Below are 12,142 nucleotides of genomic sequence, written 5' to 3'. Positions count from 1 at the left end.
TCATTCTCCTTTAAAAAAATTCGGCAGATATTCTTTGTGTGCTAAAAGCATTTCATCAAGTAGTTGCTTTGCTGTCCTATCACTTGGAACTAAGGGATTGATCGTCATCGCTAATAAAGCAGTGTTATAGTCTCCCGTAACAGCTGCTTGGGCCGCTATACGTTCAAAAGACTTAATTTGTTGAACTAGTCCTTTGATAGGAATAGGTAATTCACCTGTAGTCAAAGGGATCGGTCCTTGTTTTGTAATCAAACAATTTACTTCAACCGCTGAATCACAATCGATATCACTGATGGCACCATTATTTCTTGTATTGACCGTTTGAATATCACGTTTGTCATTATAGATGGAATTAATTAAATTACATGCTGCTTCACTATAATAAGCGCCCCCACGTTCTGACAATTGAGGTGGTTTGATTGCTAGATGTTCATCTTTATAAAGTTCAAACAACTCATGTTCGATTTTCTGCACAACTTCTGCACGAGTTCCTTCTTTCTCTGCTGATCGTTTTTGCTCAGACAACATAGTAGCTGTTTGATAGTAATACCTTAAATAGCCGATGGGAATCATGCCAAGTGTTCGGAAAAAATTTGGTTCCCATTCTAAATCAGCAATGTTTTTCAGACCAACTGCATCGCCAGTATCTTGCGTCATCAATGTAAGTACTTTTTGGGTCACATCAATCCCTTTATGATAAATCTTTTTCGCAAAAACCATATGATTTAGCCCAGTAAATTCAACATATAATTCTTGTTTGGGTACTTTTAATGTTTCTGCAATGCCACGTTCTATTCCAATTGGTCCATTACACAAACCTACTACTCTACGCATATTGCTATGGCGTAAGACAGCTTCTGTCACCATGCCAGCTGGATTAGTGAAGTTGATCAGCCATGCTTCTGGGCAAAGGCGCTCCATATCTTTCACTATTTCTAAGATAACAGGAATCGTGCGTAATCCTTTAAAAAGCCCTCCTGGACCATTCGTTTCTTGTCCAATCGTGTCATATGTTAAAGGAATTCTCTCGTCTTTCGCTCGCGCTTCCAAAAGACCTACACGAAATTGCGTCGTAACGAAGTCCGCATCCTTTAATGCCGCTTCACGATCAAGAGTCATATAAATTTTCATTGGAAGGTTCGCTTTTTTTACCATACGTTTAGCAAGTTCCCCAACTATTTCTAATTTCTCTCTTCCTTGTTCAATATCCACAAGCCATAATTCTGAAATCGGTAATTCAGCATATCGTTTAATAAATCCTTCTATCAATTCTGGTGTATAACTTGATCCACCGCCAATTGTTGCAATTTTTATTCCTTTATCCATCCTGAAACACTCCTTTAACTTAACTACATGGTCAGTATAGATTATTTTTATCCCCTTAAATACCGCTTTTAAGTAAACGGTTACAAAAACAGACGATTGACACCGGTTACAATCCTGTTACAATTTGTAACAGGAGGGGATTACTATGTTGTTTCTTGACTATCAACCAGACTTAAATGAAACGGATATTGAGGTATATAAAGCAATTATTTCAGAGGTAAATGCAGTTGCTTCCATGAGTATTCGAGAATTAGCTGAGAAAAGTCATACGAGTACTGCCAGCGTATTACGCTTTTGTAAAAAATTTCGCTGTACCGGTTTTTCTGAATTTAAAATTTACCTTAGTGCGTATCTCGAATCTCTTAAAGAAGAAAAAGAGGTAAAAACACTTGATTTTGAGAGTGAACTCTTGAATTTTTTAGCACGGACACAAGACAAATTCTTTGAAGATAAATTTGATGAGGCAGTTCACTTATTGATGGAAAAAGAGCTGATTATTTTTATTGGCGTAGGCTCCTCAAATGTTGTTGCTGAATATGGTTCTCTTTATTTCTCGTCACTATTTAACATGGCGATTCGCATTGAAGATCCTAGTAATTATCCTATTAATTACCTATCCACTGAGTTAGCAAAAAAAATGTGTATCGTCGCTTTATCCGTTTCCGGCGAGACCACAGAAATCATTCAATATTTAAATCATTTGAATCTATCAGAAAGCTCAGTAATAGGAATTACCAGCAGCTCTAATTCAACACTTTCTAAATTAGCTGATATTTCAATAACCTATAATATTTCGCTAGAAAAAATTAATGAAGCTGATATTACAACCCAGATACCGGCAATGTATATTATTGAAAAGTTAGCCAAAACCGTGAGAAAAAGAATGGAAACTCAATAGATTTGTAAAAAAAATTCTTCAGGTAATTCTTTCCCTCTATTCACAAGTTCACTGATTGATATTTCCACAAAAAAAAGAGACTCACATGTATCTATGTGGTCTCTTTTTGATATACAAATTTGTTCAATTTATTTGTTTCTCTTCCCTTTGGTTTGAGAAGACTTCAAAAAATCTTGTGAAGTTTCCTCTTCTCAATCATTTGCCTCTTCATTTCCTATTGTTGAGGTAACTTTTTCATCGATACGTAAAAATGGTAAGTAGATAAAAACACTCACAGCAATGATCGCAATTTGCAAGACTGATGCTCGCCAATCGCCACCAGTTGCTAAAAATCCAGATATGACGGGAGGAGTGGTCCAAGGTATCTGCACGACTACATGATTAATCAAACCAACAGCTGTCGCAAAATATGCAACTGTTAGAGAAAAAATCGGCGCCAATACAAATGGAATAATCAAACTAATATTGAAAACAATTGGTAAACCAAAAATGATCGGTTCACTGATATTAAATAGTGCTGGAGTTACGGATAATTTTGCAAAGTCTTTGTAATCTTTACGACGACTAAAGATAAAAATAGCAATTAGCAAAGCAATAGTATTTCCTGACCCTCCCATAACAGCAAACGTATCTTTAAATGCCATGTTTATGATATGTGGAATATCTTCCCTATTCGCATAAGCAGCCATATTCTCTTGCATATTTTGAATCAAGAACGGATCGAGAAGTGAACCTGATATCACTGCTTGATGAATTCCAAACCCAAAAAAGAGATTTGCAATTGAGGTAATTAAGAGGAACCCTGGTAAACCTGTCGTTACCCTACTTAAAGGCCCAGTGATTAGAGTAGTAATCAACGAATTAACATCCATATTGAATAATTGATTGACAGCAAATGAACCAATTGCGAAGGTAGTCACGGTAATCATGATTGGAATAAGGACGTTAAAAGACTTCAACACAGCTGGAGGGATATTTCCTGACAATTGAATTTGTAACTTTTTATTATTAGATAACTTAATAAAGAGTTCCGTAGCAGCTAAGCCCACAAAAATTCCAACGAACATTCCTGACGCACCAGTATGAGTGACAGGAATAACCCCACCTACTTCCAGCGCTTCTTGACTTCCTTCTGGTGTAAACATCGTCATCATAGGGGTGAGAACAATAAACGTTGAAATAGCGACTAGAACAGCAGCAATATGATTTGTATAATTTCTGCTAACACACATATGATAAGAAACTGCCGCAACAACTAATAGTGTCGTTATACTTAGCGTTCCATTACTGATGGAAGTCCCGATCTCTTGAATCGTCGTTAATGTTGCTGGATCAATAATATTTCCCATAAATCCTGTTGGCTCTAAAATAACATAGTTGATCAATGTAACAAATCCCGCCAACATCATAAAAGGCATAAAAGTGGCGAAAGCATCCCTTAGTGTTCGAAGATGAATCTGGTTCCCTAACCTTGTGGCTATTATTCCGAACTTTTCAAAAATAGCATCTTTTTTACTCATAATTCCAATCAGTCTCCTTTTTTAGTTGTAAGCGATTGCTTATGGGATGATCATACACCAGCTCTTCCAAAAAGTAAATATCTTTATTTAAAATTATATATCTTTTTTTGAAAGTCAAAAAAAGACCAACGAAATTCGTTAGTCTTCACTTCTCAACAAAAACTGCTTCAAAAATAAAATCTTTGTATAAATGTCTCGAAAGAGAATATTCAAACGGTATACCAGAAGACAATGACACCACTTTGTCTACCTCTATCATAAACTCGCCTGGTTTTACAGAAAGAATTTCCGCATCGAAATCATTTGCCACATCCCCTTTGATCCAAATATGGGAAGATTTAATCTCTAGACTAAGCTCATTTGTAATGTAGCCATATACGGAACGTTTCAAATGCTTTGGTTCTAACCCCGGTATAACAGAAAGTGGCATAAACGTTTGCTCAATAGAATAAGGCTGTTCATCAATAAAACGACTTCTAATAATATTATAGACATACTCTTTTTGATTTATTTCTAAAATTTCTGCAACTTCATTCGATGGCAATTCAATTGAGAACGTATGGATTTCAGAAGTCACATGTTCTTCCCCTACTAAATCAAAAAGACCTTCATTTGGTCCAAACACTTTCGAATTATCAATTGGTCTGCGTAGAACTTCCGTTCCAAATCCACTACGTGTTCGTAAAACTCCCTCTGATACTAGCATATCAATACCTTTCTTCACAGTGAGCTTACTTGTTTGATACTCATGCGCAAGTTCATCGCCCGTAGGTAATTTTTCACCGATTTGATAGGTTCCATTGGCAATTTTTTTCTTTACCTCCGTATAAACCTCCATATATTTTGGCTGTTTCTTCATAACTTACTCCCTCATACTCATCTCTATTACTTATACTTTAACATAAAAATTGTCTTTTTACAGCTAAAACCATACCCACCATAAAAAGATATATATTTTTAATAAAAAGTATTTATTTATATCAAAAGCAATGTTACACTGTTAAAAACGAACAGGAGGAAACGATAATGTCAATACATACTCAGTTAACATTTCCAGATGACTTTTGGTGGGGATCCGCTTGGTCAGCAGAACAATCTGAAGGGCGTGGAGAAACAGGAAAAGCAGAGACCGTATGGGATCGGTGGTTTCACGAAGAACCTCATCGTTTTTATAAACGAATTGGACCTAGTATTACGACAGACCATATCCATCGTTACCACGAAGATATTCAATTGATGAAACAAACCGGGCACAATTCATTTCGGGTGTCTATCTCATGGGCACGAATGTTTCCAAATGATGGGGTTGGTAAAGCGAACGAGAAAGCGATAGCCTATTATCGAGATCTTTTTACCGAAATGAAAAATAATAATATCAAAGTTTTTGCGAATCTCTATCATTTTGACATGCCAGCAAAATTACAAGATAAAGGGGGATGGGAATCACGTGAAGTTGTTGAAGCTTATGTAAATTTTGCTGATACCTGTTTTCTAGCGTTTGGCGACTTAGTTTATCATTGGTTCACCTTTAACGAACCTTTGGGGCCAATCTTGGGCTCTTATTTAGAAGATTTTCACTATCCAAATCTCATTGATTTTAAACGTGGTGCTCAAGCAGCATTCTTTACCATATTAGCCCATGCAAAAGCCATTCAAACTTTTAAAAAATACCAGCTATCTAGCAAAATCGGAGTAATTCTCAATTTGAGTCCGACTTTCCCAAGAAGCCAAAATTCAGCAGATAAAAAAGCAGCAGAAATTGCGGATCTTTTTTATACTCGTAGTTTCTTAGATCCCATGGTCAAAGGAGTATTTCCAGAAAAACTAGTCTCTTTGCTGGAGGAATATGACCAATTACCCGTTGATTTCAATGACACAGACCTAAAAATTATTGAAGAGAATACCGCGCAGATACTTGGTCTAAACTACTATGAACCACGCCGTGTCAAAGCAAGAACTTCTGCCGTTAATTTAGAAAGTCCATTCTTACCAGAATGGTTCTTTGAACCGCATATTATGCCTGGTCGTCGAATGAATGAATATCGTGGATGGGAAATCTATGAAAAAGGAATTTATGATTTATGTATGGACATCAAAAATAACTATGGAAATATTGAATCCTTTATCTCAGAAAACGGTATGGGTGTTGCTAATGAAGAACGGTTCATGGATGAAAATGGTCAGGTGATTGATGACTATCGCATTGAATTTATCCAAGATCATCTCGCCTATTTATGGAAAGCAATTCAAGATGGCTGTAATATAAAAGGGTATCATCTATGGACATTCATTGATTGTTGGTCATGGATCAATGCATATAAAAACCGCTACGGCTTAGTTTCTTTAGATTTAGCCACACAGAAACGTACAATAAAGAAAAGTGGCTTGTTTTACAAGGAACTAAGTAAGCAAAACGGTTTTTCCTACGATCTCGAGCGATTGGTAGATTAGCATTCACGAATATGATCGATAGTGATCTGTATAGAAGAAACCTGTTGCCACAACTCCTCTCTAGCACCTTTTAAGAAGGCGACAGGGTTTTATTAGTAAAAAAATAACCGTTTCCTTGCTAAAGTCGACGGTTATTTTTTTGTCATTTTTCACTGTGGCTAGGATACGAAAGAGCAGCACGGCAATAAATGTACCAGAATTTATCTGGAACTTATTAGCCGCTAGTTTCGATAATAATGCTTCCCTTTTCTTTAAACATTGCATTCGTTTTTAGATGTTCGAACACTTTTCAAAAATGACTACATCGAACACCTTATTCCAATTGAGAATAAGGTTTTGCCTATGTCGCTTATCGATTTTGTTTGAAAATATCCTTGTTAAAGTTGAAAAATCACTCTCTTCTTGCTATACTAACTATGTAAAGAGGAGTTGTTGCCACAACCCCTCTGCAGCGCCATTTAAGACGGTGACAGTTTTTTTAACTTAAAAGATAACCGTTTCCCTGTTAAAGTCGACGGTTATTTTTTTTTGTCATTTTTCACTGCGGCTAGGATACCAAAGATCAGCATGGCGGTAAATGTACCAAAACTGATCATTAGCCCGATTGCTTCCGCTGTGGACAAAAAGGCTTCTCCTTTCTGAGGAGTTAGTACTTACATTCATAAGCACCACCACCTTTCAAAGATAGCCACCGTCACAAACTTTACTGCAGTCAAATGGTACCATACTTCCATCAATAAAACTTTCAAATGCCAAGGATTTGTCATTATTTTTTCACGGTGCATGGTCCATTTGCTTTGATTCATTACATAAAATCGTCAAAATAACCCGCTGTTCTCTCTTCAATCCTGGTCCACTCTTTTCCGACCTTCTCCAGCCCCTTTTCTCAATCCCAATCAAGGGCCTTCCATCAAGAAAAATAGTCAAAAGTCAATATCATTCTATTCACCAAAAACCACTTTTGTTATAGTAACAAAAAGGAGAATGCAGATGAGAAATGAACGAAAAATCATTCAAGATAGCACCCTTGGTGTAGAGGCTTTATTATTTAACGGCATCCAGCAGGAGTTTCCTAACCATTGGCACGAATATTATGTGATTGGCTTGATGGAAGCTGGAACGCGTCAATTCACCTGTCAAAATACCTGCTATATCGTTGAAGCAGGCGACTTGATTTTGATTCCACCAAAGGCTGCCCATCGCTGCCAGCAACTCACGGAGGAGAAGCTGGTTTACCGCAATATCCACTTAACCCCGGAGAACATGGCGGTACAAGTACAAAAAATTTTTAACACTCAATTGACGCCCCACTTTCCTGAACCGGTCATTCGCCAAGTGAAAGAAAAAGAGGAACTTCATGCAGTTCATCGGCTGCTGCTGTCGGATCGCGGCGATGAGTTTGAAAGGCAAGAACGCTTTACTTGTCTCCTTCACGACCTGCTTGTTCAGTATGCGGATTTCACCCACGAACAAACAGATCCGGTTTCAAATAAAGCCGCAGCGGCAAAAACCTATATCGATCAGCATTATGCCGAAAAATTGTCCTTGAGTGAATTAAGTGACGTTCTTGGAATGAATCAGTACGTCTTGATTCGGCAATTTACCAAAGCGTATGGGCTGTCGCCGTTTCAATATTTAAGTACGGTGCGCATCAATGCTGCCAAGAAAAGACTGGAAGCACAAGAAGCAATTGCAGAAGTCGCTTTTCTGACAGGTTTTAGTGACCAAAGTCATTTTACCCGTATCTTTAAAAGCTTGATTGGGGTCACCCCGAAAGCTTACCAAACAATTTACCAAGAAGATGGAGTGAGAACGTATGAATAACCAAGAAAAATGTGTCATGATTATCGATGAACAATTACCGATTGGCTTAGTTGCAAATACTGCTGCAATTTTAGGCGCAACCTTGGGCAAATTGTTTCCCGAAGGAATCGGAGAAGATATTTACGATTCGACAGGCAGAAAACACCTTGGCATTGTCAACTTTCCCATTCCTATCTTAAAAACGAACAAGGAGCAGTTGCAGACCATTCGTGAATCGATCAGTCAGCAAGCAGATCCAGAAGTAACCATCATTGATTTTTCCGACGTTGCTCAGACCACCAATTCTTACGAGCAATACCGTCAGACGCTTGAGACGATTCCCACAGAAACACTGGCTTATTTTGGTCTTTGTTTAAAAGGCAAGAAAAAGAGTATCAATAAAGTCGCTGGTAGTTTGCCGTTGTATCGGTAAAGCGCTAGTAAGAAAACGGTCGTTTAAAACAAATTTTCTTTTTGTCGGCCGAACAGTCTTCTTGCTATATACGTTATTTATAAACAGTCTTACAAAAAAACAAACACTTTTGAGGTGTTTGTTTTTTTGTAAGAGATTTTCTAGCATACATTTTCTTGCTCTTTGATTTTGCCAAGATCAATTGAAAAAATAAACTACTCTCCTTGATAAATATTCAACCCCACTTCAGTATCTTCTACACAACTGTTCGCTGGTGCTTTAACAATCAGAAAAAGAAAGTAAAAGTCTCCCACACAAGAAGCGGCATGTGCGGTAGCAATCAAGGTAAAAAGAGATGCCGTCAACCAGCCAAATAAATATAATAGAAAGAGGCCCACAGAAATGCCAATGAATGGCGCCAATAAAATGATGGCAAATTTCCCTTTTGAATAAAAGGAATGGGGACTCGTGGCATATGCTACCCCATTTTTGAACCCAAACTTTACCTTCCCTTTAGGGTCAAAAAGCTTGAAGAAGGCACCATGAATCAATTCATGAACAATGATGAGAATAAAATACGCAACCATTAAGAGCAAAAGATCGAAAATAAACGAAGTTTCAGCATTTGACCCATGACCACCTAAGACAAAGAGTGTAAAGAACACATAGAAAAAAATAAAACTAGGGATCGCCGCGAGATTCAATCTCTTTATTGTTTTTTTATCATCCATTAAATTAATTTGTTTGAGTAATTTCATCGCTGTTCTCCTTTTCTTTTCGACATTCTTCTTAGTACTTAATTTCTATGAATTCCCTTTACCCAACCAACAAGAGCAGCAAACACAAAACCAGTGCCGTTAAAACGAAGAGGAAATTGATCGTTTCTGGCGCACCTTCGATCCTTCTCTTTAATGGCGGAGGACGAAAACTTGGATTCATGCTTTTCGTTTGGTAGTCCACGCTGCTTGATAAAAAGCTGTCGGAAGGGATCATAAACACCAAGAGAACGCCATATATAATGGATGCAGGAATCAGGAGTGAGCATTTGGCTAAGTAGCCAATCAGTAGACTCACGATCAAAGGAATAGCTACGTATAAAGCACTTTGGTACAGTGATCGCCGAATTGGTTTCATAGGGAAGTCTCCTTAGTCAGTCTTCGTTACACACAGGAAAAAAATAATTTTATTTACTTATCAAATAAATATACCATTACTTTCTAAGGGTGTAAACACGCAGAAAACCAATTCGATGCTGCCAAGTGCGGCTACCCAATGCTTGGTGCAAAAAAAGAAGTGGTTTCTTCCCACTTCTTAAAAAGCACTCTCCTTGCCTTTCTATCCTCGCTTAACCTCTCAAGATAATCGGAAACCGTTTAGTAAACCATTATACTTACCAGATTGCTTCCCCTCTTCCTTTTGAAAAAGCTACGACGCTGGACAAAGAAGCCTGCGAACATTGTCTCTTTATTAAAACTTCTTCTGAAAAGCATTCGTCTAAAAAAATCATACGGCCTTGTCTTTCCTTTTGGTTTCCTACAACACCCAATCTACTTGAGAAAAGACTGCGGAACCTTCTTTAGAAAAGCAAGCGTCTCAAGAAAATATAATCGTGCGGTTTCTGCCCTTCCTTTTGGCTTCGTACAATGCTTGATCCGCTTGATAAAAGATTTCTGAAATGTCTAACGTAGGACCTGCTTCTGAAATCCCTGCTGAAAAGTAAAGGGTCAGTTGTGTTCCCTCTAGTTTCAACTGTTCATTACTTAAGAACAAATGAAATTCTTCAATAATTTTTTTCACTGACACGGAAGTATTCTCTTTAAATAGGACTAAAAATTCTTCGCCACCATACCGATAGACTTCGATTAAATGGGAAGGACTTTTTTGATAGAGAAATGTCGTCAGTTTATCCGAAAAGAAGGTTAAGGCTTGATTGCCGATTTGATGTCCATGGTGATCATTGATCTGCTTAAAATGATCTAAGTCCATCATCACCACGACCAGCTGATCCTTCTCGTTTATCACCAATTTTGAAATATCTTCGTTCAAACTACGGAAATTTTTTACCTTCGTCAACTCATCATAATTGCGCTCAATGATCTTCGTATTGATTTTTTCGAGAAAGTTTTTTTGATTCTGCAGATAATACTTCCATAAAGAAACGATTGCCACTGATCCAATCCCTAAAGTGACAGCATCCCAAAGACCAACTTCACGGCGATGAAAAAGCAATGCATTGACCATCGGCGAGACAACCGTAACCACAATCGAAAATAGATAAAAGACAGTATGATTTGTCTGTCCGTAAAATCTTTTCTTTAATAAGCAAGTAATGATTAAAATGATGTAATTTAATCCGATAATAAAGAGCATGGCTCCCCATTCGAATTTATTGATCAATGCAAAAAAAGTTAGCAAGATGACGGGGACCAGCCCAATCAGATATATTTTTTCTTTGAGGATACCAAAATAATAAATAAAGATTGGAATCGTATATTCATACGCAACATAACCGATACTGTTCAAAGAAAATGATATAATAAAGTAGACTTGCGAAATGAACAGAACGACACCGATAAGAATTTTAAATGACAAGCGTAAATTCAATTCTTTGAAGTTCTTGATAAACAGATCATACGAAATGAGCAAGCTTACAACTAAAACAGAATAGATCGCAGCATAAATCAGATGGACAAACACACTATTCCTTCTTTCTTTCATAGATTTTTCTTTAAAATCCTTCGCCCATGATTTTGAAAGGCTCGATTCTTTAACAATGCAGGTAAAGAACTCGATCTTCCTTTCCTGCACTTCATGAAACCAAAAATAAAACTACCCCAGAAAGGAGCAGAAACCAATGTCTGAGAAAATAGAACAAGAACTCTTATCGATATTTCCTCAATTATATTTTGATGCCCAGCCTATCTTTCAAATGAAAGCAGATAGTCAGAAAGTGATTGGCTACGAATTATTATTGAGAAGTACCGAAAGAAATAGGTTTCCCCTTTCCTTCTTCCAGCAAGTGATCAAATACAAAAAGCTACACACTCGCTTACTGCAATGGTACCGAAATGAAATTTTCAGCTTACTTCACCCGAATGAAGAAACAAAAATCAGTCTTAATATCCACCCGCAACAACTCAGCTACCCAGAAACCTTTCTGATGTTAGCTGACTTAGCACCCTACCATGATCGTATTTTGATTGAGATCACCGAAGACGATACGGAACCTTCTATCGCCTGTGATCCCAAGTCTTTTCTTATGAACAAAATCAACCAAATAAAAAAGATGCGCTTTTCTGTCGCATTGGATGATGTAGGGACAGGCATTCATTCACTGACAAATATTGCACCGATGCTGGATAAAATCGATGTGATCAAATTTTCGCCTATCTCGTTGCGAGTGCTGTCCCAAAAGGAGATTTTCTTTTTGATCGACTTCTGGCGAAATATCGCCAGCAATCGTAAAATCCAATTTATTGTCGAAGGGGTCGAAACCTCGGATATCCATGAGTACTTGCTTGAAGAAGAGATTTTTCTTCAACAAGGGTTTTATTTGGACAAACCTTCCCCAGCTAATCAATTAATGCGAAAAAAATAGCCATCGCGTCGTTTATTTTTCTCACTATACGCGATTAAAAATAAACGAATATTAAAAAAATGAACAGATGCCCTTCAAATATAACACAAATAATTTTATTTGCAGAATTTTTACTGATTCGGCATCGTTTTAAC

General features: G+C 37.3%; 12 protein-coding genes. 5 read left to right on the top strand and 7 right to left on the bottom strand.

The features are described from left to right. Positions 1–1,326: a 6-phospho-beta-glucosidase gene (locus tag IGI88_RS09435; protein WP_005232076.1), complete on the bottom strand. Its 1,326-nt coding sequence runs from the start codon at positions 1,324–1,326 to the stop codon at positions 1–3. A 145-nt stretch (positions 1,327–1,471) separates the two neighbouring features. Between IGI88_RS09435 and IGI88_RS09430 the strand changes: the two genes are divergently transcribed. Next, on the top strand, positions 1,472–2,224 hold the full coding sequence (locus IGI88_RS09430; RefSeq protein WP_016611334.1) for a MurR/RpiR family transcriptional regulator: 753 nt from the start codon (positions 1,472–1,474) through the stop codon (positions 2,222–2,224). 191 nt (positions 2,225–2,415) lie between these two features. Here IGI88_RS09430 and IGI88_RS09425 read toward each other — a convergent pair whose 3' ends face one another. Further along, on the bottom strand, positions 2,416–3,744 hold the full coding sequence (locus IGI88_RS09425; RefSeq protein WP_005227522.1) for a PTS sugar transporter subunit IIC: 1,329 nt from the start codon (positions 3,742–3,744) through the stop codon (positions 2,416–2,418). Positions 3,745–3,889: 145 nt separating this feature from the next. Then, complete coding sequence (locus IGI88_RS09420; RefSeq protein WP_008377910.1) at positions 3,890–4,603, bottom strand: GntR family transcriptional regulator; 714 nt, start codon at positions 4,601–4,603, stop codon at positions 3,890–3,892. Between the two features lie 167 nt (positions 4,604–4,770). On the opposite strand from IGI88_RS09420, the gene IGI88_RS09415 reads away from it, so the two are divergent. Continuing rightward, positions 4,771–6,195, top strand: coding sequence for a glycoside hydrolase family 1 protein (locus IGI88_RS09415; RefSeq protein ID WP_086372608.1), 1,425 nt, complete (start codon positions 4,771–4,773; stop codon positions 6,193–6,195). 518 nt (positions 6,196–6,713) lie between these two features. Here IGI88_RS09415 and IGI88_RS09410 read toward each other — a convergent pair. Further along, entirely contained in the window at positions 6,714–6,818 is a 105-nt protein-coding gene (locus IGI88_RS09410; RefSeq protein ID WP_017144486.1) for a putative holin-like toxin, read from the bottom strand. Between the two features lie 367 nt (positions 6,819–7,185). On the opposite strand from IGI88_RS09410, the gene IGI88_RS09405 reads away from it, so the two are divergent. Both IGI88_RS09405 and IGI88_RS09400 read left to right on the top strand, forming a co-directional pair. Then, complete coding sequence (locus IGI88_RS09405; protein ID WP_429969528.1) at positions 7,186–8,019, top strand: helix-turn-helix domain-containing protein; 834 nt, start codon at positions 7,186–7,188, stop codon at positions 8,017–8,019. Further along, on the top strand, positions 8,012–8,431 hold the full coding sequence (locus IGI88_RS09400; protein WP_005232083.1) for a DUF2000 domain-containing protein: 420 nt from the start codon (positions 8,012–8,014) through the stop codon (positions 8,429–8,431). The genes IGI88_RS09405 and IGI88_RS09400 overlap by 8 nt, the downstream gene beginning before the upstream one ends. 194 nt (positions 8,432–8,625) lie before the next feature. On the opposite strand, the gene IGI88_RS09395 is transcribed toward IGI88_RS09400, so the two are convergent. The 3 genes from IGI88_RS09395 to IGI88_RS09385 all read right to left on the bottom strand — a co-directional run bounded on the left by IGI88_RS09395 (position 8,626) and on the right by IGI88_RS09385 (position 11,128). Then, positions 8,626–9,168, bottom strand: coding sequence for a DUF3267 domain-containing protein (locus IGI88_RS09395; protein WP_086299091.1), 543 nt, complete (start codon positions 9,166–9,168; stop codon positions 8,626–8,628). Between the two features lie 58 nt (positions 9,169–9,226). Next, the gene (locus IGI88_RS09390; protein WP_005232089.1) at positions 9,227–9,544 is read right to left on the bottom strand and encodes a hypothetical protein; all 318 of its coding nucleotides are present in this window, start codon (positions 9,542–9,544) and stop codon (positions 9,227–9,229) included. Positions 9,545–10,003: 459 nt separating this feature from the next. Continuing rightward, a complete protein-coding gene (locus IGI88_RS09385; RefSeq protein WP_223273077.1) occupies positions 10,004–11,128 on the bottom strand; it encodes a GGDEF domain-containing protein in 1,125 nt (374 codons plus the stop codon). 136 nt (positions 11,129–11,264) lie between these two features. Here IGI88_RS09385 and IGI88_RS09380 point away from each other — a divergent pair, with 136 nt between their 5' ends. Further along, the gene (locus tag IGI88_RS09380; RefSeq protein ID WP_061053741.1) at positions 11,265–12,008 is read left to right on the top strand and encodes an EAL domain-containing protein; all 744 of its coding nucleotides are present in this window, start codon (positions 11,265–11,267) and stop codon (positions 12,006–12,008) included. Positions 12,009–12,142 lie beyond the last annotated feature (134 nt).

Origin of the sequence: Enterococcus sp. AZ179, assembly GCF_050498885.1 — a bacterium.
Lineage (GTDB): Bacteria > Bacillota > Bacilli > Lactobacillales > Enterococcaceae > Enterococcus_D > Enterococcus_D entomosocium.
Note: the sequence above shows the minus strand (reverse complement) of the source record. Positions and strands in the feature narration are given on the sequence as shown.

Coding starts and splice junctions, on each gene's coding strand:
- IGI88_RS09435 (WP_005232076.1), bottom strand. CDS start 1,326: ATGGATAAAGGAATAAAAATTGCAACAATTGGCGGTGGATCAAGTTAT.
- IGI88_RS09430 (WP_016611334.1), top strand. CDS start 1,472: ATGTTGTTTCTTGACTATCAACCAGACTTAAATGAAACGGATATTGAG.
- IGI88_RS09425 (WP_005227522.1), bottom strand. CDS start 3,744: ATGAGTAAAAAAGATGCTATTTTTGAAAAGTTCGGAATAATAGCCACA.
- IGI88_RS09420 (WP_008377910.1), bottom strand. CDS start 4,603: ATGAAGAAACAGCCAAAATATATGGAGGTTTATACGGAGGTAAAGAAA.
- IGI88_RS09415 (WP_086372608.1), top strand. CDS start 4,771: ATGTCAATACATACTCAGTTAACATTTCCAGATGACTTTTGGTGGGGA.
- IGI88_RS09405 (WP_429969528.1), top strand. CDS start 7,186: ATGAGAAATGAACGAAAAATCATTCAAGATAGCACCCTTGGTGTAGAG.
- IGI88_RS09400 (WP_005232083.1), top strand. CDS start 8,012: ATGAATAACCAAGAAAAATGTGTCATGATTATCGATGAACAATTACCG.
- IGI88_RS09395 (WP_086299091.1), bottom strand. CDS start 9,168: ATGAAATTACTCAAACAAATTAATTTAATGGATGATAAAAAAACAATA.
- IGI88_RS09390 (WP_005232089.1), bottom strand. CDS start 9,544: ATGAAACCAATTCGGCGATCACTGTACCAAAGTGCTTTATACGTAGCT.
- IGI88_RS09385 (WP_223273077.1), bottom strand. CDS start 11,128: ATGAAAGAAAGAAGGAATAGTGTGTTTGTCCATCTGATTTATGCTGCG.
- IGI88_RS09380 (WP_061053741.1), top strand. CDS start 11,265: ATGTCTGAGAAAATAGAACAAGAACTCTTATCGATATTTCCTCAATTA.